This window comes from Bacillus sp. FCW2 (genome assembly GCF_021228595.1).
Lineage (GTDB): Bacteria > Bacillota > Bacilli > Bacillales > Bacillaceae > Bacillus > Bacillus velezensis.
Genome location: NZ_CP089436.1, coordinates 3,300,607 through 3,322,624, shown reverse-complemented (window position 1 = coordinate 3,322,624; position 22,018 = coordinate 3,300,607). Strand labels below are relative to the sequence as shown.

The 22,018-nt window shown below is 48.7% G+C and carries 23 protein-coding genes; 1 reads left to right on the top strand and 22 read right to left on the bottom strand.

Annotated elements, in window-relative coordinates:
* Positions 1 to 25: 25 nt before the first annotated feature.
* From yvcK to K3G25_RS16440, 18 genes are all read right to left on the bottom strand, one after another.
* Positions 26 to 979 (bottom strand): gluconeogenesis factor YvcK family protein, encoded by a 954-nt coding sequence (gene yvcK, locus K3G25_RS16525; protein WP_007407422.1) that lies wholly within the window; start codon positions 977 to 979, stop codon positions 26 to 28.
* A complete protein-coding gene (gene rapZ / locus K3G25_RS16520) occupies positions 976 to 1,863 on the bottom strand; it encodes an RNase adapter RapZ (protein WP_012118535.1) in 888 nt (295 codons plus the stop codon). Before rapZ ends, yvcK begins: the two co-directional genes overlap by 4 nt.
* A gap of 25 nt (positions 1,864 to 1,888) precedes the next feature.
* A complete protein-coding gene (locus K3G25_RS16515) occupies positions 1,889 to 2,356 on the bottom strand; it encodes an 8-oxo-dGTP diphosphatase (protein WP_003151491.1) in 468 nt (155 codons plus the stop codon).
* Between the two features lie 273 nt (positions 2,357 to 2,629).
* On the bottom strand, positions 2,630 to 3,580 hold the full coding sequence (gene trxB / locus K3G25_RS16510; RefSeq protein WP_007407423.1) for a thioredoxin-disulfide reductase: 951 nt from the start codon (positions 3,578 to 3,580) through the stop codon (positions 2,630 to 2,632).
* Between the two features lie 206 nt (positions 3,581 to 3,786).
* A complete protein-coding gene (locus tag K3G25_RS16505) occupies positions 3,787 to 5,199 on the bottom strand; it encodes a peptidoglycan DL-endopeptidase CwlO (RefSeq protein WP_007407424.1) in 1,413 nt (470 codons plus the stop codon).
* A gap of 396 nt (positions 5,200 to 5,595) precedes the next feature.
* Positions 5,596 to 7,050: a tetratricopeptide repeat protein gene (locus K3G25_RS16500; RefSeq protein ID WP_232489413.1), complete on the bottom strand. Its 1,455-nt coding sequence runs from the start codon at positions 7,048 to 7,050 to the stop codon at positions 5,596 to 5,598.
* Positions 7,051 to 7,165: 115 nt separating this feature from the next.
* Positions 7,166 to 8,227 carry a sensor histidine kinase gene (locus K3G25_RS16495; RefSeq protein ID WP_110124375.1) on the bottom strand — a complete coding sequence of 354 codons (1,062 nt, stop codon included), beginning with the start codon at positions 8,225 to 8,227 and terminating at the stop codon, positions 7,166 to 7,168.
* Entirely contained in the window at positions 8,224 to 8,901 is a 678-nt protein-coding gene (locus K3G25_RS16490; protein ID WP_012118540.1) for a response regulator transcription factor, read from the bottom strand. The genes K3G25_RS16495 and K3G25_RS16490 overlap by 4 nt, the downstream gene beginning before the upstream one ends.
* Before the next feature lie 36 nt (positions 8,902 to 8,937).
* Positions 8,938 to 9,552 (bottom strand): hypothetical protein, encoded by a 615-nt coding sequence (locus K3G25_RS16485; protein ID WP_014418968.1) that lies wholly within the window; start codon positions 9,550 to 9,552, stop codon positions 8,938 to 8,940.
* 88 nt (positions 9,553 to 9,640) lie between these two features.
* Positions 9,641 to 11,410, bottom strand: coding sequence for an ABC transporter ATP-binding protein (locus K3G25_RS16480; protein WP_007407428.1), 1,770 nt, complete (start codon positions 11,408 to 11,410; stop codon positions 9,641 to 9,643).
* A 211-nt stretch (positions 11,411 to 11,621) separates the two neighbouring features.
* Entirely contained in the window at positions 11,622 to 12,242 is a 621-nt protein-coding gene (gene hisIE, locus K3G25_RS16475; RefSeq protein ID WP_021495256.1) for a bifunctional phosphoribosyl-AMP cyclohydrolase/phosphoribosyl-ATP diphosphatase HisIE, read from the bottom strand.
* On the bottom strand, positions 12,239 to 12,997 hold the full coding sequence (hisF, locus tag K3G25_RS16470; protein WP_029973528.1) for an imidazole glycerol phosphate synthase subunit HisF: 759 nt from the start codon (positions 12,995 to 12,997) through the stop codon (positions 12,239 to 12,241). The genes hisIE and hisF overlap by 4 nt, the downstream gene beginning before the upstream one ends.
* Positions 12,994 to 13,731: a 1-(5-phosphoribosyl)-5-[(5-phosphoribosylamino)methylideneamino]imidazole-4-carboxamide isomerase gene (hisA, locus tag K3G25_RS16465; protein WP_014418972.1), complete on the bottom strand. Its 738-nt coding sequence runs from the start codon at positions 13,729 to 13,731 to the stop codon at positions 12,994 to 12,996. The genes hisF and hisA overlap by 4 nt, the downstream gene beginning before the upstream one ends.
* Positions 13,728 to 14,366, bottom strand: a complete 639-nt coding sequence (gene hisH / locus K3G25_RS16460; protein ID WP_029973526.1) for an imidazole glycerol phosphate synthase subunit HisH — start codon at positions 14,364 to 14,366, stop codon at positions 13,728 to 13,730. Before hisH ends, hisA begins: the two co-directional genes overlap by 4 nt.
* Positions 14,367 to 14,951, bottom strand: a complete 585-nt coding sequence (hisB, locus tag K3G25_RS16455) for an imidazoleglycerol-phosphate dehydratase HisB (protein ID WP_022553848.1) — start codon at positions 14,949 to 14,951, stop codon at positions 14,367 to 14,369.
* Entirely contained in the window at positions 14,917 to 16,230 is a 1,314-nt protein-coding gene (hisD, locus tag K3G25_RS16450) for a histidinol dehydrogenase (protein ID WP_232489412.1), read from the bottom strand. The genes hisB and hisD overlap by 35 nt, the downstream gene beginning before the upstream one ends.
* Positions 16,227 to 16,868 carry an ATP phosphoribosyltransferase gene (gene hisG, locus K3G25_RS16445; RefSeq protein WP_015387648.1) on the bottom strand — a complete coding sequence of 214 codons (642 nt, stop codon included), beginning with the start codon at positions 16,866 to 16,868 and terminating at the stop codon, positions 16,227 to 16,229. The genes hisD and hisG overlap by 4 nt, the downstream gene beginning before the upstream one ends.
* Positions 16,861 to 18,033: an ATP phosphoribosyltransferase regulatory subunit gene (locus tag K3G25_RS16440; protein ID WP_182072032.1), complete on the bottom strand. Its 1,173-nt coding sequence runs from the start codon at positions 18,031 to 18,033 to the stop codon at positions 16,861 to 16,863. Before K3G25_RS16440 ends, hisG begins: the two co-directional genes overlap by 8 nt.
* 236 nt (positions 18,034 to 18,269) lie before the next feature.
* On the opposite strand from K3G25_RS16440, the gene K3G25_RS16435 reads away from it, so the two are divergent.
* Positions 18,270 to 18,995, top strand: coding sequence for a C39 family peptidase (locus K3G25_RS16435; protein ID WP_021495261.1), 726 nt, complete (start codon positions 18,270 to 18,272; stop codon positions 18,993 to 18,995).
* A gap of 16 nt (positions 18,996 to 19,011) precedes the next feature.
* Here K3G25_RS16435 and K3G25_RS16430 read toward each other — a convergent pair whose 3' ends face one another.
* Genes K3G25_RS16430 through hprK form a run of 4 tightly spaced genes read right to left on the bottom strand, consistent with a single transcriptional unit; the run spans position 19,012 to position 21,972 of the window.
* Positions 19,012 to 19,530, bottom strand: coding sequence for an acyltransferase (locus K3G25_RS16430; protein ID WP_072177048.1), 519 nt, complete (start codon positions 19,528 to 19,530; stop codon positions 19,012 to 19,014).
* A gap of 3 nt (positions 19,531 to 19,533) precedes the next feature.
* Positions 19,534 to 20,184, bottom strand: coding sequence for a pyrophosphatase PpaX (ppaX, locus tag K3G25_RS16425; RefSeq protein WP_014418978.1), 651 nt, complete (start codon positions 20,182 to 20,184; stop codon positions 19,534 to 19,536).
* A 25-nt stretch (positions 20,185 to 20,209) separates the two neighbouring features.
* On the bottom strand, positions 20,210 to 21,025 hold the full coding sequence (gene lgt, locus K3G25_RS16420; protein ID WP_128496900.1) for a prolipoprotein diacylglyceryl transferase: 816 nt from the start codon (positions 21,023 to 21,025) through the stop codon (positions 20,210 to 20,212).
* A 14-nt stretch (positions 21,026 to 21,039) separates the two neighbouring features.
* The gene (gene hprK / locus K3G25_RS16415; RefSeq protein WP_003151456.1) at positions 21,040 to 21,972 is read right to left on the bottom strand and encodes an HPr(Ser) kinase/phosphatase; all 933 of its coding nucleotides are present in this window, start codon (positions 21,970 to 21,972) and stop codon (positions 21,040 to 21,042) included.
* Positions 21,973 to 22,018: the final 46 nt, after the last annotated feature.

The window sequence follows — 22,018 nt, the reverse complement described above, 5'->3', positions numbered from 1 at the left end:
TTAGCCACCTCATTTCAAAAGGCCTCTAGTCCCTTAATAAATCGACAAGAAGAGAAGCCACTTTATGTGTATCGTGACGGATTACGCCATTTTTATACGTGATAATCTGATCCCTGATGACCTCAAGCCCCATGGATTTCAGCTTTTCAACATTGAAGTCGACGGGCCGGGCCAGCTCTTTCGCATATTTGCTTTTGATTTCGTCAGGGATCTCCTCATTGTTGATTAAGATCGTGTCGATAAACGGCTGCTCCATATGATCGTTCAGCGCCTTGACATGGTCGGCCGCGCTGTATTGCAGCGTCTCGCCGGGCTGTGTCATGACGTTGCATATATATACTTTTTTGGCCGCAGCCTTGACGACTTCTTCTCCGATTTTCGGCACGAGCAGATTCGGAAGAATGCTTGTGTACAGGCTTCCCGGACCGATAATGATTAAATCGGCCTGACGGATGACGTCAATCGTTTCCGGGAGCGGATCAATTTTTTCAGGCGTAAGAAACACCCGTTTAATCCGCTGGCCGTAAGAAGGGATTGTCGATTCTCCGGAGACGACCTGCCCGTCCTCCATTTCAGCGTGAAGAACGACACTGGTGTTGGCAGCCGGCAGCACTCTGCCGCGGACATTCAGCACCTTGCTCATTTCGGTGACAGCGTGAAAGAAATCACCGGTTATATTTGTCATCGCTGCCAAAATCAAATTGCCGAGCGAATGTCCGGTTAAGTCGCTTCCTTTGTTGAAACGGTGCTGAAACAGATTTTCAACGAGCGGCTCAACATCTGACAAAGCGGCCAGTACGTTACGGATGTCACCCGGCGGCGGAATTTGAAGTTCATCCCGCAGACGGCCTGAACTTCCGCCGTCATCAGCAACTGTCACAATCGCCGTAATATCAACGGGCTTATGCTTTAACCCCCGAAGCAGCACGGACAGACCCGTTCCGCCGCCGAAGATTGCGATTTTCGGCTTCTTATTCATTTCCGGCTTCTCTTTTCAATGTCCCGGTGAGTGACATGAGTATAGAAATCTTTTTTAAAATAGTCAGCCAAATACTCAGCGAGCGTGACGGAGCGGTGCTGGCCGCCCGTACAGCCGATCGCGATGACAAGCTGGCTTTTACCTTCCCGCTTATAAGACGGAAGCATAAAGCCGAGCAGATCAACAAGCTTTTCAATAAACTTTTGTGTTTCGTTCCACTTCATCACATAGGATGACACTTCCTCATCTTTCCCCGTAAGCGGCCTCATGCTTTCAATGTAGAACGGATTCGGCAGAAACCTTACATCAAACACGAGGTCGGCATCTATCGGAAGCCCGTATTTGAACCCGAATGACATTACGTTCACTGTAAATGTTTCACCTTGGTTCGTGGCGAAATGCGCCACGATTTTTTCACGCAGATCACGCGGTTTCATATCCGATGTGTCATAGATCAGCTGAGAGCGCCCTTTCAATTCTTCAAGCAGCTGGCGTTCCAGCGCGATTCCTTCGAGAGGAAGCCCGGTAGCGGCCAGCGGGTGAGAACGCCTCGTTTCTTTGTATCTCGTCACAAGAATGGAATCCTTAGCGTCTAAAAAGAGAATGCGCGGTGTAATCCACGGATTTTCCGCCATTTCATCCAGCGCCTCAATCAGCCTGTCAAAAAATTCGCGTCCCCGCAGATCCATGACAAGCGCGACCTTGCTCATTTTTGAACTTGATTCTTTCATCAGCTCCAAAAATTTCGGCAGCAAGGAAGGCGGCAGATTGTCGACGCAAAAATAGCCGAGATCCTCAAAGCTTTGAATGGCGACGGTTTTCCCCGCTCCGGACATTCCCGTAATGATGACGAGCTGAATATCATGGTTTTCATTCATACTCATCTTTCTCCCCCCTGCGGTCTTTCTTTTATTTGATAAGCTGCGGATCTAAACGATAACTGAGCAGCTCGAAGTCCGGCGTATACGTAAAGGTGCCGTGCAAAAGCCCTTGGCCCTTGATCATAAAATCAAGGATATGCCCGTCTCCGGGGGCCATCGGAAGGCTGTGGATATCTTTTACGTCATGCCACTTCAGAACGCCTTCCTCTGATTCAGCGACATTCCGCCCCGTGTACGAGTCGGCGACGAAAGTAAACATCATCCACTCTGACACGATTTGTTCCTGTTCCTTAATAATAAAGGTAAACACGCCTTTTAACTGCGGATTTAGTATATAAATGCCCGTCTCTTCTCTGTACTCTCTGATGACGGAATCTCTGACGGATTCGCCGCTTTCCATCTTCCCGCCGGGCGCGACCCACCAGCCCCGTCTCGGCTTTTGGAGAAGGAGAACCTGATCATCTGTCTGCAGCACACAATTTGTCACTCTTTGCACAAGTACGTCACCTAACCTTCTCAACAAATCATCGTCTCTTCATTATACCGTTTCGGCATGTCTCTCACAATGCAGAGACACCGACATCCTTTTCTTTTATTTGACAGAAAACAGAAAATCGCAAAAAAAGGGCACGGATATTGGAATCCGTGCCAAAGTGTATTCATTAAAAAGGGGGTCAATTACTACATTCATCTTAAAACATCAGTATTTCACCCGTGTTACAGCGTAATTAAAACACAGTAACGATTCAAAAACTGAACATTACAGTGATTATTTAACGGTTTTGAGCGTTTCCTCAAGCTCTTCCACATAATGCTGAACGCTTTGAGCCGCAATACTTCCGTCGCCTGTCGCCGTTACGATCTGGCGGAGCGTTTTTTCACGGATGTCTCCCGCGGCGAAAATGCCCGGAACTTTTGTCTCCATTTGAGCATTTGTTTCAATGTAGCCTTCTTCATTTGTGATGCCCAAGTTTTCGAACGGTTTAGAAAGCGGAAGCATACCGATATAAATAAAGACACCGTCAGCTTTGAATTCTTCTTCTTCTCCCGTCACGGTATCCACAAGAGTAAGTCTGCCGACTTTTCCGTTTTCCTCATGGATTTCTTTTACGGTTTTGTTCCATTTGAAGTCAATTTTCTCATTGTCAAAAGCACGCGCCTGAAGAATGCTTTGCGCCCGCAATTTGTCACGTCTGTGAACGATGGTGACTTTTGAAGCGAAGCGTGTCAGATAGACGCCTTCTTCAACGGCGGAGTCTCCGCCGCCGACAACGACAAGCTCTTTATTCTTAAAGAACGCGCCGTCACAAACCGCGCAGTACGATACGCCGCGGCCGCCCAGTTCTTTTTCGCCGGGAACGCCGATCTTTTTGTATTCCGCTCCGGCAGAAATGACGATGGCGCGCGCTTTATATTCTTTTGAACCGGCTTTGACCGTTTTATATTCTTTGCCGTCAACGATTTCTTTAATATCGCCGTACGCATATTCCGCACCGAATTTTTTCGCATGTTCAAACATTTTATTAGAAAGTTCAGGGCCGAGAATGCTTTCAAAACCCGGATAGTTTTCAACATCCTCCGTGTTGGCCATCTGGCCGCCCGGAATTCCTCTTTCGATCATTAATGTGGATAAGTTCGCTCGTGATGTGTAAACAGCAGCGGTCATCCCCGCCGGACCCGCGCCGATAATGATCACATCATAAATTTTTTCTTCTGACACCATGATTCACTCCTTTTCGAAATGGGGCGCACCCTATATGACTAAGAATCCCCATCAATCGTATTCCTTACCCATATCCTATTAAATCTGAGGGCAATTCGCTATTTTTTTGCTCATTTTTCTGAAAAACCGTGATTAGACAGCTCCTGAGCGGGTATACAAATAAAGAAAGAGCCTTCCGGGATAGAAGGCCCTTGTCTTATTCATTATTGCACGACACGTCTTACATTGCCGTTGAATGCTTTCTTCCAGTAAGGATTGCTCATAGAATCAATGGATACACCGTGTGATGTATTATCGTTCAGGAACGTTCCGTTACCTAAGTAGATGCCGACGTGGCCGTTTGTTTTATACGTATTGAAGAATACTAAGTCTCCGCGTTTCATGTCAGACGCGCTTACTGCTTTACCTCTTCCGATTAATGTATCTGTGTTTGTGCCGCTTGCAGGTCCGAGGTTAACGCCTGCGTTAGCATAAGCCCAGCGTACGAATGAAGAGCAGTCAAAAATACGGTTGTTAATATCAGATTGAGTGCGTCCGCCGCCGAATTTGTACGGGGATTGACCCACAAGGCTTGAACCTACGCTGATCGCGCCTTCAATACCGCCTGAATTTGAAATAACAGATCCGCCGTCAGAATCATCTGAACCGCCGCTGTTATGAGATGATCCGCCTGAAGTGCTCTTCGGTTTGCTTGAGCTGTCAGATGAATCAGATGATGTTGAAACAGCCGCTTTTTTCACAGTTTTAACCGCCGGTGCCGGCTGGCTGTCATCTTTTTGGTTTTGGTCTTCAGAAGCTTTTTGCGCTTCTTCCTGTTTTTTGATCAGGGCAGCCGCTGCAGCCTGCTCAGCTTTAATGCGCTTCTGTTCTTTTTCAGTGTCAGCTTTTTCGTTTGCAAGCTTTGATGCTTCTTTTTTCAGATCAGAGATAGCGGAAGCCGCTTTTTTCTGTCCGTTTTTCGCTTCGTCAAAAAGCTTGTCTTTCTGATCAAGCTGTTTGTTCAGGTCTTTTTGCATAGACTCGAGTTTCGCAAGATCATCTTGAACTTTTTTCAGCTTCACGTTAAGTTCAGCTTCTGCGTCTTCGAGTTTCGCTTTATCCTGCTCCTGCTGTTTGATCAGCTCTTTATCCGCATCAACGATAGAAGATACCGCAGTCGCACGGGAAATGAAGTCTCCGAAGCTTGTCGCCCCTAAAAGAACATCTATGTATCCTTGAGAACCGCCGTTTTCCTGTAAAGAACGAACGCGTTTTTTCAGGATTTCATTGCGTTTTTCAATACGCGCTTCTGTTTCTTTGATTTCTTTTTTCAAATCAGCGATCTGCTTTTTCGTTTTTTCGTTTTCAGCTTTTTTATCTTCGATTTTATTGCTTGTATCCAACGCTTTAGCGTTAATGTCTTTCAGTTCTTTTTCAATCTTAGCCTGCTTGTCCTGAAGCTTAGACAATTCTCTTTCTTTTGCTTCAAGGCTTGAAGCCACCTCAGATTGCTTGCTTTCAATTTTCGCTTTTTTGCTGTCTAATGTTTCCGCCGATGCAGTTTTTGTAAACGGGATCAAAAAACTGCTTGTCCCGATGACGGAAGCCAAACCAAGTGTTAATAAACTCTTTTTCACTTTTTCTTTCCTCCCTTTTACTTTAAACCTGTTCTCATTTGGAATTCTATTATGAACATCAAAGTTACGCTCCCTCACATACCCGTGAGGCTGATGATTTTTATGTATGAATCTTTAAATCTTTTAAATTGGTATAGATTATACAGCACATGTAAAATAAACTAATCTCTTATGTACGAGACTCATTATACCATCATGTTTCGACAATTTTTATTACAGTTATATTTCAATGTGATTGCAAATCTCATATTTTGCAAAATAAACGGTGATTATAGCCCGATTTCGATTCAAAAAGCAAAAAAATACGTATGAATACCTCTTTTTTCCGCGGTAAAGTTCTGTTTTGCCCCTTTCTGATAAAAAAAGAACCGACTCTTTATATAGAAAGAATCGGTTTTATTCTAATATATCATCTATTTGTCTGATGTATTTCGAAAGTGTTGCCGGCGTTATACCGTAAACGGCGGCCGTTTCTTTTTTCGTCGTTTTTTCGCCGTTTGCTTCTTTCCATACATATGCGATGGCTGCGGCCCATGCCCGCTCATTCTGTACGGCAGCGGCGGCGCGGATGTGCTGAATGACGTGAAAAACCCAGCAGCTCATGACGTCAGTTTTTAAACTGTCGGCTTCCGCTTTCTCCAGAAGCTTGACCGTCCGATACGTGAACAGCGCATCACCGGAAACGCCTGAAGCGCCTTTTTCACCGGAAAGCAGCAGTCTGACGAAATCTTGTTCAAACGGTGAAACGGCGCGCTTTGCCGTCAGAACTTTTTCAAGCTGGTTCCGCTCTCCTTCAGCGCTGCTTATATAATAGGCGGCAAGCCGCTGTTCAAGTGAAGCAGGCAGCGGTTCCTGCCGCTCCGCCCAAGGCGCGGACCGGTCTGATTCGGGAAATTCGGCTTCGGCCTTTTTCCAAATGGTTTCCGCAAATTCTGTGCGGCCTGTCCCGTAGGCTGAGGCGGCAAGCCAGTAATAAAACGTTTCGTCGCCTTCGAACCCGCTTTTGTAAAGAGAACGGAGCCATTTATAACCGAGATCATGTCTGCCGACAAGCGCAAGCGTCGCCCCCAGCTTATAGCGCTGTTCGAATAAAATCGGATACACATTAGCGAGCCTTTCGCTCAATTCTCCGACTTTTTCATCTTCCCTCTCGTAATAGCAGAATACAAGGAGGTTGCACAGGGCATGGAGATTGCCTTCATTTTTCTCAAGCACTTCGAATACCGTTTGTTTCGCTTTTGTGACATTGCCTGAGTAAAAGTAAGCGAGCGCCAGGTTGTTGTATGCAGACCAAAGCTCGGGATAATCGGCCGTAATCTCTTCAAGCATGACAACCGCTTCATGAAGCTGGCCGCTCTCAAGAAGCGTTTTTGCCCGGTCCTGCCTGATCAGCAGCTCATCCTGGTCATAGAGCGATTCGTTTTCACCCGCTTCGCCGAAATCCAAAAGCTCCATCAGATTTTCAATCTCTTCGCTGAATTCCCCGTCCGGATCGGCATCTGAATAAGCCGCCGCTTCTTTGTATGCTTCCTGAAAGAGTCCCAAATGCGCGAAATTATTCGCTTTAAAGTAATGACACTCGGGCATTTCTTCTTTCAGGTTCACCAAAATAAAGTCGAACAGCTCATTTGACTGCTGGTAGTGGCCCATTTCAGAATAAATGACGGCCAGCCGGGACAGCATTTCGGAATCATTCGGCTCGAGGTGGACGGCCCGCTGAATCAGTTTGCTGGCCCGCTTTAAATTCCGCTCTTTATATGCTTTTAAGCCTTTATGAAAAAAATATTGTCCATCCTGAAGCAGCTGGACAATTTGCGCGTGCTTTTTCTGTTCAGAAGTGTGTTTTCCCACAAATATCCTCCGTTTTATACGTATTACCGTCAGTAGTATACCATAAAACGGTTTCACCTCAATAGTTCAAAAGACAGGATCGGCTTCGTTTTTTACTGGCTGGTTCGACCAGATTTTAGCTGTTTTTTTCACGAGGCTCGGCTGGAAGAATGACACGGAAAAGGGTTCCTTCGCCGCGCTTGCTCTCAACCTCTATCGAACCGCCGTGCAGCTCTGCGATTTTTTGGGCGATGGACAGGCCGAGCCCGCTTCCCCCTTCGTTTCTCGCCTTGTCCGCTTTATAAAACCGTTCAAATACACGCTCCGCCTGTTCAGGCTCCATTCCGATTCCGTCGTCGGCGATTTCGACAGCCGCCGCTCCCGGCAGATCTGCAATTTTAACGGAAATGCGGCCGCCTTCACCGGTAAATTTTACGGCATTGTGAATCAGATTCATCCATACTTGGCTGAGCAGCGCTTCATCTCCGTACACATACGACTCCTGTAAATCAATGAGAAACTCAATCTGTTTGGCGGACCATTCAGGCTCACAGGTCAATATGGTGCGCCGCAGCTGTTTGTCAATGCGGAACGGTTTTTTTTGTATCGGTTCGGTTTGGCGTTCAAGCGCAGTGAGCTTCAGCAGATTTTCACTGATTTTTGATAATCGTTCTGTTTCTGTTTCGATGATGTGTAAGTAGCGCCCCCGCTCCTCATATGATAAATCCGGTTTTTTCAGAAGATGCGCGTAGCCCTTTAATGAAGTGAGCGGGGTTTGGATTTCATGGGAAACGTTCGAAATAAATTCTTGTTTCAGCTTTTCCATTTCACTCAGTTCCGCGGCGAGTGTCGACAGTTCATCAGCCAATTTCGTCACGGGGTGGTTCCTCTCAATCTTCTCCATTTTCCGGGAAGCGGCCGCTGTGAAGTTGCCGCTCGACATTTGCTTGATCGTGGCGGTCAGCGAATCCCAGATCGCATGATGTCTTTCACGTGCTGACTTTGAAAAAATAAACATCGTTACAAACAGCAGGCCGAAAACAAGCCAAAGCGTCAGAATCTGCTCGGCGTACGGCACAAGCAAAATCGGCCATATGAGACCGAATCCCTGAACGATCAGGTGAGCCGCCAGCCATAAGATTGCGGTGACGGTGAGAAGGATGATGATTTTCCCAGCCGTTCTGAAGATCCGTTTCATCCTGTCACCACAAACCGATACCCGAGCCCCCGAACCGTATGGATGGCAAACGGATAGTCTTTTTCCGGAAACCGTTCTCTCAGCCTTTTAATATGCACATCAACGGTCCGCTCGTCACCTTCATAATCAAAGCCCCAAATATCTTCTATTAATTGTTCTCTTGAAAACGTCTTATTCGGATAACCGGCGAGCTTAAATAAAAGCTCAAATTCACGCCGGGGCAGTGTCAATCCCGCTCCGCCGCCGCGCGTTACGGTGCGGGATTGCTTATCTAATGTGACCGTTCCGATGGTCAGCAGTTTTTCAGCGGTGATCCGGTACCGTTTCAGCAATGCTTTGACCCTTGCTTCCAGCTCAAGCGGCTCAAACGGTTTGACGAGATAATCATCCGCTCCGGAAGTAAAACCTTGCACTTTGTCCAGCGTTTCGCCTTTTGCCGTCAGCATCAAAATCGGAATGTCCGTAAAGCTGCGGACGGCTTCACTGACTTCAAACCCGTCCATTTTCGGCATCATCACATCCAGTATGATGAGATCTATAGGTGCGGATTCGATCAGCCGCACCGCCGCTTCCCCGTCTTCCGCTTCTGCGACGTCAAAACCGCTCTGCTCCATCATAAGGCGGACAAGCTCACGGATATGGCGGTCGTCATCCGCAACCAATATGACAGCCATGAAAATCCCTCCTTCTGCTTTTTTGCCTGTCTTCTTTTAATGAATCGACATGATGTCTATTAACCGTCTTATTTTTTCATTGTCTCCTGTATCAACAGACACTTTTTTTGTATGGCGGATCATCTCTTCCGTCACTTCTTTCATTACGCCTTGATCAGTATCTTCACGAGACTCCCAGCGCAAAGGAACATTGTATACCTGAATGGTGCCGTCGCCGTTGCTGCTGTAAGTGACTGACCCATCGATTAACCGGGAGCCTGCTAACTGCGTAACATCTTCCGGATAGCGGGCGCTCGTGTGATCGTCAGGGTTGACGAGTGCTCCGGCCGGAATGCGGCGAACGTTCAATTCATCTATCTGCTGATTTTCCCCAAGCTGCAGCCAGATGCGGGCATATTCAATTTGCAGAGGAGAATAATCTGCCGACATGTTATCCGGTTCGCTTTTGTCCGCAGAGACGTGATGTGAATCTTTGTTTACGGGTTCGTTTTTTTCTGCCGCTGATGCTGTTTCAGCCTTGTTGATGCTGCTTCCCCCGGCCGGACTTGAAGAATGGCCTGGCTCATCATCGTTACCGCCCGTACACCCGGCAGTCATGAATACGAGCAGTACGGCCGCATGACAATAAAAAATCTTTGTGCGTTTTTTCATGATTTAACCTCCGCTTTCTATGAACAGAACTCCGTCTGCAAAATAAAAAGCAGCTTTTTCAGCTGCTTTTTATTCATAAAGTCTTGATTTACACAGCTTTGTTTTCTAAGTCGGCATTCAGCTTCAGCTGCTGCTCCGCAAAATCGCGGTACAGCGAATGGGATGCCATTAATTCATGGTGTGTGCCCCGTCCGGTGATTTCACCCTGTTCGACAAAGAGAAGCTGATCTGCATCCACAACCGTGGATAAACGGTGGGCGATCACGATGGTGGTGCGGCCTTCCATTAGAACTTCCAGCGCCTGCTGCACCCATTTTTCAGATTGGCTGTCCAGACTTGATGTCGCTTCATCAAGCATCAGAATGCTCGGGTTGCGAAGGAGCGCTCTGGCAATAGCGATGCGCTGGCGCTGTCCGCCTGACAGCATAATTCCCCGCTCACCGACCTCGGTTTCAAATTTCTTCGGTAAGTCTTCAATAAATTGCAGGGCGTAGGCCATGTCAGCCGCTTGCCTCAGTTCCTCATCAGTCACCTCGCGTTTTAATCCGTAGCAGATATTGTCGCGGATGGTGCCTGACATTAACGGGCTTTCTTGCGACACGTAGCCGATATGCTCCCGCCATGACTCAAGGGAATACGCATCAATCGGTTCATTTCCGAGCAGGATGCTGCCCGCAGTCGGATTGTAGAATCGTTCAAGCAGCTTAAATAACGTTGTTTTTCCGCCGCCGCTCGGTCCGACGATCGCGGTGACTTTGCCGGCCTCAATCGTAGCCGTAATGTCTTTTAAGATGGTTTGATCTGTTTTGTAGCCGAATGAGACTTGTTCAAGCTTAATCGGCTGATCCGCGTTTTCAATGGCTTTTCCGGTTTGGATATCTTCTTCTTTTTCTGCAAGAATATGAATCATCCGCTCCGTTGCGCCGACGGATTTTTGAAGCTGTGTGAAAAATGAAGTGATCTGGCCCATCGGCATAATGATCTGAAACAAATACAGGATAAAGGCAACGAGTGCGCCGGCTGTCAATTCACCGGATGACACCTGCATCCCGCCGTACCCGATGACAGCGACCAGCGCCGCCATTAATACAAGTGTAATAAGCGGGCCTACGAGCGACTGCACCTTCGCTTCACGCAGCCCGAGTTTAAAGAGCGCCATGATGCCTGCTTTTCCGCGTCCGTATTCCGCTTCTTCAGCGTTTGACGCTTTTACAAGCCTGATTTCCGGGAGGATGTGGTTTAATAATCCGGTGAATCTCGCCGTTTCATCCTGTGTTTCCCGAGAAATTTTAAACATTTTCCGGCCGATCGGCACTAAAATCACCGCAGCCAGCGGCACGACGATCAGCACGAGCAATGTGAGCTTCCAGTTCATGAAAAATAAGATCGTCAGTGATCCGATAACGGAAATGATTCCGGTAATAAATCCGCTGATATTGTTTGTGATCAGCTCTTTTACCACCATTGTGTCATTGGTGACACGGCTGATCGTTTCTCCCGTGGCGTTTTTGTCAAAATAAGAGACGGGCAGTTTAATTAATTTCTGCCACAACAAATCACGCAGTCCCGAGATGATTTTCTGGCCGCTGTAGTTCAGGGCGTAGGTGGCGTAGGCGCTTAATGCGGCCTGTACGATAAACACGGCTGCGATGATTCCGATTTGCACGCCTGACAGCGACGACATGGAAAAGCCGTCAACGAGCTGCTTTGTCAATAGCGGAATCAGCAGGCTGACGAGCGTTGTCACAATACTGAGAGACAGCGCGAAGGCCAGCATACCGTATGATGGTTTTGTTTTTTTGACTAATGAAAAAAATGAGCTGAATTTCCCTTTAGGTTTTGGTTGTTTATTCGGCATATGTTTTCCTCCTATATCACTGTTTATACTATAACGGATGTGCATGAACGGAATATGAACAAAACGTACATTTTTGACAAAAACCAAAATAAACTCTATTAGTCAATATTATCAAATTCATCTGCCTCCGGTTGCGGAAATAAGGAATATTTAATTGAATGTTTAAGTTTGATAGATTAAAAACCTCACGGATCTCTCCGTGAGGTTTGTTTTACTCAGATGCTGAATGGCGTTTCGCAAGGACGTCAAGCACGTCGTCCAAAGGAAGCGACTGCTCACGCAGAAGAACGAGCAAATGATACAGCAAATCCGCCGCTTCCCATTTTAATTCTTCATGGTCGCGGTTTTTGGCGGCGATAATAACCTCTGCGGCTTCCTCGCCGACTTTTTTGAGGATTTTATCGACGCCTTCCCGAAACAGGTACGTTGTGTAGGCTCCGTCAGGCATCTCCGCCTGCCGTTTGGCGATTACGCTTTCCAGTTCGTTTAAGATGCCGAAACGATCCTGCGCGTCCGCTTTTTCCGGAGAAAAGCAGCTGTAACTTCCTTTATGGCAGGCGGGTCCTGAGGGCTCCGCAAGCACGACGAGGGCATCTTGATCGCAGTCATAACGGATGGCTTTCACCTTTTGGGTATTCCCTGATGTCGCTCCTTTATGCCACAGCTCCTGCCGTGAACGGCTGTAAAACCAGGTTTCTTTCGTTTCTATCGTTTTTTCGTAGGATTCACGATTCATATAAGCCAGTGTCAGCACTTCTTTGCTTGCCGCATCCTGTACGATGGCGGGAATCAGTCCGGCCTCGTCAAACCGCAGTTCATCTGCCCGTTTCATCTCACATTCACCCCGTGTTTCTTCATATAATCTTTCACTTCTTTTATAGATGTCTCTTTGTAATGGAAAATGGAAGCTGCAAGCGCGGCGTCCGCTTCACCGATCGTGAAGGCTTCAAGCATATGGCGCGCGCTGCCGGCTCCCCCTGACGCAATGACGGGCACCGGGACGGCACGTGTGACAAGCTGTGTGAGCGTATGATTAAAGCCTGTTTTCTCACCGTCTGCGTCCATGCTTGTCAGCAGGATTTCACCCGCTCCCCGGCTGACGGCTTCTTTTGCCCAGGCCGTGACTTCCCAGTCGGTTTTCTGTCTGCCGCCGTGCGTGTACACTTTATAGCAATCCGAATCTTCGTCATACTTTGCATCAATCGCCGCTACGATGCATTGCGAGCCGAAAAACTCAGCTCCTTCCGTAATCAGCTCGGGACGGAGAACGGCCGCTGTATTAACGGATACCTTGTCAGCGCCGGCGCGAAGCATTCGTTTCATATCGCTTAATTGATTGATTCCGCCGCCGACCGTAAACGGAATCGCCAGTTTTGCCGCAACTTGTTCTACGACGTCTGTCATCGTCTTGCGGCCTTCGTGAGAGGCGGAAATGTCGAGAAAAACAAGTTCGTCAGCGCCCTCCCTGTCGTAGGCTTCGGCCAGCTCGACAGGATCGCCCGCATCTTTCAGCCCGAGAAATTGAATGCCCTTGACGACGCGTCCTTCTTTCACATCGAGACACGGAATGATTCGTTTCGTGATCATGCGTCCTTCACCCCGCTGAGCGCTTCAGCCAATGTAAATTGTTTTGTATACAGCGCTTTTCCGATAATCGCTCCCGATACGCCCGCGTCTTTGAAGCGGGCCAGTGCTTTGAGGTCGGCGACTGAGCTGACTCCGCCTGAAGCGATGACGGTTTTTCCCGTTGCTTTTGCGAGCTGAACGGTGCTTTCGATGTTCGGTCCTGACAGCATGCCGTCAGTTGCAATATCCGTGAAAATGAAGGTTTCCGCTCCTTCCTTCGCCAATTCATGGCCCAGATCGGCCGCTCTTACCGAGGATGTTTCCAGCCAGCCTTCCGTCGAGACATATCCGTTCCTTGCATCAAGGCCGATCGCGATTTTGCCGCCGTATTGTTTCAGCATGCTCTTCACAAATGCCGGATCGGATACGGCCGAGCTGCCGAGAATGACGCGATCAACGCCTTGTGATAAATAACCGTACACATCCGCTTCAGAACGGATCCCGCCGCCGATCTCGACTTTGACATCAAGCTGCCGCGCAATGTCAAGAACATGCCTGTCGTTTACTTTCCTGCCTGCTTTCGCGCCGTCAAGATCCACGAGATGAATCCATTCGGCACCTTCTTGTGCAAATTGCGCCGCCATATCTAAAGGAGAGTCACCGTATATCGTTTCCTTGCCGTAATCGCCTTGGATGAGGCGGACGCATTTGCCGTTTCTCATATCGATTGCCGGATATAATGTAAAAGCGTTCATTTCTTCACCTTCTGTTCCGCTGCCATTTTTGTAAATTGCGTTAAGATCGCCATTCCGGCCGTACCGCTTTTTTCCGGGTGAAACTGGGCACCGAAGACATTGCGTTTCCCGACGACCGCCGGAACACGAACGCCGTACTCAGCGCTTGCCAGAAGATCGCCGTCTTCCATCCCGTCTATATAATAGGAATGGACAAAGTAAACGAAGCCTTCTTCCGCTTCCGAAAGCAAAGGAGACGTTTGGTGAAACGTCAGCCGGTTCCAGCCCATATGCGGCACCTTCAGCTTGTTTCCTTCGGCATCTCTGTCTTTGAGTCTCACAGCTTTTCCGGCTAATAAACCAAGTCCTTTTGCAGAGCCGTTTTCGGTGCTTTCTTCGAAAATGAGCTGCATGCCGAGGCAGATGCCGAGGAGCAGCTTACCCTCGTCAACCATACGGTGTATGAATTGATCAAGCTTCGTGCTGCGTAAATTGTCCATGGCGTCACTAAATGATCCGACACCGGGAAGAATAAAAGCATCCGCTTTTTCAAGCTCTTCCGGCCGGTCTGATACGACATACGGGACGCCGACGCGTTCCAGCGCCTTCGACACGCTGAATAAATTGCCCATACCGTAATCAATTACACCGATCATTTACAGCATTCCTTTCGTAGACGGCACACCCTTGACGCGCGGATCAATGGATGACGCTTCATCAAGCGCTCTGCCAAGCGCCTTAAACACAGCTTCTATCATATGATGGGTATTCGTGCCGTAATGAACGATGACGTGCAGATTCATTCTCGCTTCCAGCGCCAGTTTCCATAGGAATTCATGTACCAGCTCGGTATCAAACGTTCCGACTTTCGCTTGCGGAAATGCAGCGCGCATCTCAAGGTGCGGCCGGTTGCTCAGGTCTACGGCGACTTGGGCGAGCGCTTCGTCCATCGGCACAAGCGCTGATCCGTACCGTTTGATCCGTTTTTTATCACCGAGCGCCTCCAAAAAAGCCTGCCCTAAACAGATGCCGATATCTTCAGTCGTATGGTGATCATCTATCTCCGTATCGCCTTTTGCGTCAACAGTTAAATCGAATTGCCCGTGCTTTGTGAACAAATCAAGCATATGAGTCATAAACGGCACATCCGTGCTGATGTCGGCTTTTCCTTCTCCGTCTATTTCGAAAGCCAGCTTAATATCGGTCTCATTTGTTGTTCTGGCGCGTTCCGCTTTTCTCATCGGTCATTCCTCCGTTTCTCGCTTCAATCGATCTTGCGTGCGCTTCAAGCCCTTCCAGTCTCGCGAAGGCGGAAATGCTGTCTGCGTGCGTTTCAAATGCCTTCCGGCTGTAAGAGATGATGCTCGATTTCTTTTGAAAATCTGTTACATTCAACGGGCTTGAAAACCGCGCCGTTCCGTTTGTCGGCAAAACGTGATTCGGTCCGGCAAAATAATCGCCGACCGGTTCAGCGCTGTATCGTCCTAAGAAAATCGCTCCCGCGTGTCTGATGCTTCCAAGCAAAGCCTCCGGCGAATGCGTCATAATTTCTAAATGCTCGGGCGCCAGCGCATTCACCGTGTCCACCGCATCTTCCATCGATTCCGTAATATAAATGCGGCCGTGATCCTTGATCGACGCTTCGGCGATTTCTTTACGCGGCAGTGTCTGAAGCTGTTTATTCACCTCATCTGATACGGCTTCGGCAAGCTTCCGTGAGTCGGTGACAAGCACGCTTGAGCTGAGCGTATCGTGTTCGGCCTGTGAAAGCAGGTCAGCAGCGACTTCTTTGGGCACCGCCGTATCGTCTGCCAGGACCACGATTTCACTGGGCCCGGCAATCATGTCAATATCCACAACGCCGAAGACTTCGCGCTTCGCGAGCGCTACAAATATATTGCCGGGACCCGTGATTTTATCAACAGGCTGTATCGTTTCGGTTCCGTAAGCGAGCGCGGCAATCGCCTGAGCGCCTCCCGCTTTGTAAATTTCCTTTATGCCGAGCTCAGACGCCGCCGCCAGAACGCCCGGCGAAAGGCGGCCGTCTTTTCCCGGAGGACTGACGAGAACGATCCGTTCCACTCCCGCAGCGAGAGCGGGGATGACATTCATTAAAACGGAAGACGGATAAGCGGCCGTCCCGCCCGGCACGTATACGCCCGCGGAATCGAGCGCCGTTATTTTCTGCCCGAGCATCGTGCCGTCATTGCGATGGTAAAACCAAGAAGATTGCAGCTGGCGTTCGTGATATTCTTTCATATTGGCAATCGCCTGTCTGATCACTTCCAGCAGCTGATCATCAAGCAGACGGTATGCCTCGGTGACTTCCTCTGCACTCACGGCCATTTGGTTCAGGCTGATGCCGTCAAATGTTTTTGTATAGGCCAAAACGGCTTTGTCACCGTTTTGTCTGATGTCTTCAATAATCCCCCTGACGGTTTTCCGCTGCTCTTCGGTTCCGCTGTCGATGGAACGCTTCAGTGAGAACCGCTCGCTTCTTTTTACTGCGGTTATTTTCATTTTGCCGTTTCTCCTTCCACAACCCTGGCCAGCCTGGCCGCCATTTCGTCGATTACATCATCCTTCATGCGGTAGCTGACCGGATTGACGATAAAACGCGATGTGATGTCACAAATATGTTCTGATTCAACGAGACCGTTTTCCTTTAATGTCCGCCCGGTTGATACGATATCTACGATTCTGTCAGCAAGCCCGATTAAAGGCGCCAATTCAATCGAACCGTTCAGCTTAATGATTTCCACCTGCTCGCCCTGCTCTCTGAAATAACTTGACGCAACATTCGGATATTTCGTCGCAATCCTCGGGGCGACTCCGTTCCAATCCGCTCCGGGAAGCCCCGCAACGGCGAGATGGCATTTGCTGATTTTCAGATCGAGCACCTCATACACGTCACGCTCTTCCTCAAGCATGACATCCTTTCCGGCAATACCGGCATCAGCGACGCCATGCTCGACATAAGTCGTAACATCCATCGGCTTTGCCAGAATAAAGCGGAGATTTTCTTCAGGAACGTCAATGATCAGCTTTCTCGATTCTTCAAACTCCTCGGGCAGCCTGTATCCGGCCTGCCTCAGCAACCCGGCCGCTTCTTCGAATATCCGTCCTTTTGGCATTGCCATTGTGAGTACCTTACCCATTCCGCTCTTCCTTTCTGGCACCGATAAAGTATGTGACGTTTGCGAATGATTTTGTCATATGATCGATATTTTCAATGCCCGCCAGATCCTGCAGGACGACTTTTCTGCCTCTCTCCCTTTCTTCCTCCGCGAATAAAATGGCCTGGGCCCGCTGCTCCTTGCTGAAAATCACGGCGTCCGCTTCACTTGTTTCTTCCTGAATGCCGAGCGCTTCAATCAGCCTGTCGATACGGAGCCCGAAGCCCGTGGCGGGAGCGGGACTGCCGAAATGGCCGAGGAGATTGTTATAGCGTCCGCCGCTTCCGATGACGAAACCGACATTTGCCGCGTACACTTCGAATAAAATTCCCGTGTAATAACTCATATGGCTTACCATATTCAGATCAAGGCGAATATGCTCGGCACACCCGTAATCCTCAAGAATGTCCCACAGGTCTTCCAGCTCCTGAATTAAGCTTTGTCCGGAGATGCCGATGATCTCCTCCGCCTTCGCGCAGATCTCTTTCCCGCCCCGCAATTCCAGAAGTGCGAGCAGCCGGCTTTTGTCTATTGAAGAAAGCGGAAGCGATTTGACATGTTCCCTGTATCCCACGTAATTCTTTTCAAAGAGAAAGCGCCGCAGAACATCCGCCCGCTCGGCATTGCCCAAAACCTCGACAAACAGCTCATCAGCGAGTCCAGCATGGCCGATCGCGATTTTAAACCGGTGCAATCCCGCGTTTTTCAAAGCGCCGGCCGCCAGCGCAATCACCTCGGCGTCCGCGCTTGTTGATCCGTCGCCGATCAGCTCCGCGCCGACCTGTTCAAATTCGGCCGGGCGTCCGCCTTCCCGCTCCTGAGCGCGATAGACGCTTGCCGCGTACCCCGCCCTGAGCGGATGATTGTGTTTATGCAGCTTAGACGCCGCCACCCTGGCAATCGGTCCGGTCATGTCAGGCCGAAGCACAAGCGTTTTTCCGTCCTGGTCGAGAAGCTTAAACAGCTGCTGTTCTTCAATAGCTGACTGGACGCCTACTGTTTCATAAAATTCAAGGGTCGGCGTCTCCATAAACTGATAACCCCATTTATCAATTAAATCCGTCAGTGTGGAACGGACTTTTTTCTTGGCTTCGTATAAACCGGGCAGCGTATCTCTCATGCCATGCGGTTTCTCAAACATAAACATTTGCCTTTTACACCTCCGCTTTATCTGAAGAAAAATTCCGAATCCTTTAGTTCGCTAATATGATAATATGTTAGCAGATAAAAGAATGAATTGCAACGCCCAATGTCCGCCTATTCTTTTCCATAAACATGGCTAAAGAATGAACAAACATGTAAACATACCGGAACGATCGAATCATATTGAGCAGAAGTGCTATAATACATAGAATAGCTTCATCAGAACAAGGGAGAGTAATAATGAAGACGCTTGGAACATTATGTGTGCTGATTCTGACAGCCATCCTTGTCTATCTCGGGTATAACATCTATACAAACGATATTCATTTGAATTTTTTTAATCAGCAGTCCGACGAGCCTGATGAGAAAACACCGTTAAAAGGGAGCGCGTCACCGCTGAATGTCGTTCTGTACAGACAGATGGATTCTCCCAGACTGTACAATGGCTGTGAGGTGACAAGCCTTGCCATGATTTTGAACAATGCCGGATATCATGTGTCAAAAAATACATTGGCGGATAAAATCAATAAAGTTCCGCTCACATACAGCAGCGGGCTGAAGGGAGATCCGAGTGAAGGATTTGCAGGAGACATGGAAAACGGCCCGGGTTTAGGCGTTTATCATGAGCCGATTGATAAACTTGCCAAAGAATATGCGGGAAACAAAGTATATGACCTGACGGGAAAAGACATTTCTTCAGTGTACCGCCAGCTTGAAAAGGGACGGCCGGTCTGGGTGATTACCACCACATCCTTTAAGCCGGTTGATAATATGCAGACTTGGAATACGCCGAACGGAAAGATCGACATTACGTTCAGCATGCATAGCGTAGCCGTCACCGGTTATGATCACGATTATGTATACGTTAATGATCCTTACGGCTATAAAAACAGAAAAACAGACCGGTCTGACTTTGAAAAAGCCTGGAAGCAGATGGGCAGCCAGGCCATTGTGATCAAGTCATAAAAAAACCCCGCTGACGTTAATCAGCGGGGTTTTCCATTCGTTTTTTCATTTCTTCGTCCGTATAGATCACCTGCATCGGATTTCCTCCGACAAACGCCCCGGCCGGGACATCTTTGTGCACCAGGGTGCCGGCTGATACAACGGCTCCGCTCCCGATGGTGACGCCGGGCAGAATGGTTGTGTTTGCCCCGATCATCACCTCGTCACCGATTGTGACAAAACCGGTCCGGTACTCATGTATTAAGTATTCATGAGCCAAAATCGTCGTATTGTAGCCGATGATGCTGTTTTTTCCGACAGTGATTTTTTCGGGAAACATGATATCCGGCATCACCATCAGCGCGAATGACGTCTGTTTTCCGACATTCATTTTCAAAAAGGTTCGGTACAGCCAGTTTTTCACGCTTAAAAACGGCGTATACCTTGCGATCTGAATGATGATGAAATTTTTCATCACCTTCAGAAAGGGAACCGTCTGATAAACATGCCACAATGAATTTGCACCTGCAACCGGATGGCGGTCTGTTTTTCTCACGGATTACTTCACTCCGGTGATGTGCAATAAATCACTCATTTTCTCGAGCATATAATCGGGTTCATAGGCGGAAAGCGTCTGTGCGCCTTTAATCGTCCACGCGACGCCAGCTGTTTTCGTGCCGGCGTTTTTTCCCGCCATGACATCGTGATAATTGTCACCGACCATTAGGGCTTCCGACGGATCGCACCCCAGCCGGCTGAGAGCAAGCCGCACAGGCTCGGGGTCAGGCTTCGGATGCTTAACATCATCAAGCGTGACGACAGTATCGAAAAACGCCCCGATGCCTGTCAGCTTCAATCCCATATTCACTGTATCCCTCAGCTTTGTGGTGACAATCCCGAGCTGATAGCCCGCTTTTTTCAATTCATCAAGCGTTTCATAAACCGTTTCGTACTCCGTGACGAGCTCATCGTGCTTTTCATGGTTGAATGCTCTGTACATGCTGATCATCTCATCGCACTTTTCAGCATTAATGCCTGAAAACGTTTCATACAGAGGCGGGCCGATAAACGGAAGCACATCTTCCCTTTTGAACTGCCCCGGGCAATAATGATCAAGCGTATGAAGGTAAGAAGCGATAATCAGTTCATTCGTGTCAATCAGCGTGCCGTCGAGATCGAATAAAATGGCGGTTACACGTTTATCAGTCATCTTATGTCCTTTCCGATTTCAGGCGTCAGTCCGTGTCGGCATACCGCTTATCGGCATACCCCTTCATGCGTCTGAAAATCATTAAAATAATCGCAAGTACAATCAGCACAATGGAAATGACCTGCGCGATCCGAAGCTGGCTCGTAAGCATCAGGCTGTCCGTCCGCATTCCCTCAATAAAGTATCTGCCGATTGAATACCAGATCACATACGTCAAAAACAGATTGCCCCTGCGCAGGTTCACGCGGCGGAGCAGAAGCAGAATCACGACGCCCGCAAAACTCCACAGCGATTCATACAAAAACGTCGGGTGATAATATTGTCCGTCTATGTACATCTGATTAATGATGAAATCCGGAAGATGCAGACTTTCCAAAAATGACCGGCTGACCGCTTCACCGTGAGCCTCCTGGTTGATAAAGTTCCCCCAGCGCCCGATGGCCTGGCCAAGCAGAATACTCGGCGCGGCAATATCCGCCAGCTTCCAGAATGAGATGCCTCTTACTTTTGAAAAGACAATTCCCGTTGCGATCGCGCCGATTAATCCGCCGTGAATCGCAATGCCGCCTCTCCAAGTTTTAATGATTACCCCGGGGTGTTCCGAGTAATAGCTCCACTCGAAAAGCACATAATATGCCCTTGCGCAAATGATTGCGATCGGGATGGCGAAAAGAACAAGATCAATAAAAATGTCCTTATTCAGCCCCCGCTTTTCACTCTCCCTCATGGCCATCCAAAGCCCTAATAACGCGCCCGCGCCGATAATGATTCCGTACCAGTGCACGGATAAAGGCCCGAGCTGAAAGGCAATCGGATTGATTGGTGTTCCTGCTTCATTCATATCATTGCCAACTCCTATTCGTCTTGTTCGCCGTCCTCAATGACATCCGCCAGCTTATTCGTGAATTGCTCGGCAGCATTCAAGCCCATCCGCTTCAATCTGAAGTTCATCGCCGCAACTTCGATAATAACGGCGAGATTCCGCCCCGGGCGAACGGGAATGGTCAGTTTTGTAATTTCCGTATCAATGATTTTCATTTTTTCTTCTTCAAGTCCGAGACGGTCGTATTGTTTCCCTTGCTCCCAAAGCTCAAGGTCCATGACGATTGTAATTCTTTTATTGCTTCTGACGGCGCCCGCTCCGAACAGCGTCATGACATTTATAATGCCGAGCCCCCTGATTTCGAGCAGATGCTCAATCAGATCAGGCGCGTTCCCGACAAGGGTATCCTGATCCTCCTGCCGGATTTCAACGCAGTCATCCGCGACAAGACGATGGCCTCGTTTGACAAGCTCCAGCGCCGTTTCACTTTTACCGACTCCGCTTTTTCCCGTAATGAGCACGCCGACGCCGTATATATCCACAAGCACGCCGTGAATGGCCGTTGTCGGCGCGAGACGGCTCTCAAGAAAATTCGTCAGCCTGCTTGACAGCCTGGTTGTTTTCAGAGGGGATCTGAGCACAGGCACACCGTTTTGCTCGGAAGCTTCTACAAGCTCCGGCGGGATCGGCATATCTCTGGAAAGTATGATAGCCGGCGTCACATCGGTGCACAGCGATTTCATCCGCTGTTTCTTATCTTCCTCGGGAAGCTGATCGAAAAATGACAGCTCCGTTTTTCCTAAAAGCTGCACCCGTTCTCTCGGGTAATATGTAAAATAACCGGCGATTTCAATACCGGGCCGTGATAAATCACTCATCGTAATCGGGCGGTTAATCCCTTCTTCTCCGCTGATCAATTCTAAATGGAACTGCTCCATTACGTCTTTGGTCCGAACCTTTGCCAAGATATGTTCCTCCTGTTCTGGGATGTTCCGAGCTTTGAACAGTTAT

Coding starts and splice junctions, on each gene's coding strand:
- hisB (WP_022553848.1), bottom strand. CDS start 14,951: ATGAGAAAAGCGGAACGCGCCAGAACAACAAATGAGACCGATATTAAG.
- K3G25_RS16490 (WP_012118540.1), bottom strand. CDS start 8,901: ATGGCTGTCATATTGGTTGCGGATGACGACCGCCATATCCGTGAGCTT.
- K3G25_RS16495 (WP_110124375.1), bottom strand. CDS start 8,227: ATGAAACGGATCTTCAGAACGGCTGGGAAAATCATCATCCTTCTCACC.
- hisIE (WP_021495256.1), bottom strand. CDS start 12,242: ATGAAACGGGCAGATGAACTGCGGTTTGACGAGGCCGGACTGATTCCC.
- hisD (WP_232489412.1), bottom strand. CDS start 16,230: ATGAAAATAACCGCAGTAAAAAGAAGCGAGCGGTTCTCACTGAAGCGT.
- lgt (WP_128496900.1), bottom strand. CDS start 21,025: ATGAATGAAGCAGGAACACCAATCAATCCGATTGCCTTTCAGCTCGGG.
- hisG (WP_015387648.1), bottom strand. CDS start 16,868: ATGGGTAAGGTACTCACAATGGCAATGCCAAAAGGACGGATATTCGAA.
- hisF (WP_029973528.1), bottom strand. CDS start 12,997: ATGATCACGAAACGAATCATTCCGTGTCTCGATGTGAAAGAAGGACGC.
- hisA (WP_014418972.1), bottom strand. CDS start 13,731: ATGAACGCTTTTACATTATATCCGGCAATCGATATGAGAAACGGCAAA.
- ppaX (WP_014418978.1), bottom strand. CDS start 20,184: ATGACTGATAAACGTGTAACCGCCATTTTATTCGATCTCGACGGCACG.
- hisH (WP_029973526.1), bottom strand. CDS start 14,366: ATGATCGGTGTAATTGATTACGGTATGGGCAATTTATTCAGCGTGTCG.
- rapZ (WP_012118535.1), bottom strand. CDS start 1,863: ATGAGTATGAATGAAAACCATGATATTCAGCTCGTCATCATTACGGGA.
- K3G25_RS16435 (WP_021495261.1), top strand. CDS start 18,270: ATGAAGACGCTTGGAACATTATGTGTGCTGATTCTGACAGCCATCCTT.
- K3G25_RS16480 (WP_007407428.1), bottom strand. CDS start 11,410: ATGCCGAATAAACAACCAAAACCTAAAGGGAAATTCAGCTCATTTTTT.
- K3G25_RS16440 (WP_182072032.1), bottom strand. CDS start 18,033: ATGTTTATGTTTGAGAAACCGCATGGCATGAGAGATACGCTGCCCGGT.
- yvcK (WP_007407422.1), bottom strand. CDS start 979: ATGAATAAGAAGCCGAAAATCGCAATCTTCGGCGGCGGAACGGGTCTG.
- K3G25_RS16485 (WP_014418968.1), bottom strand. CDS start 9,552: ATGAAAAAACGCACAAAGATTTTTTATTGTCATGCGGCCGTACTGCTC.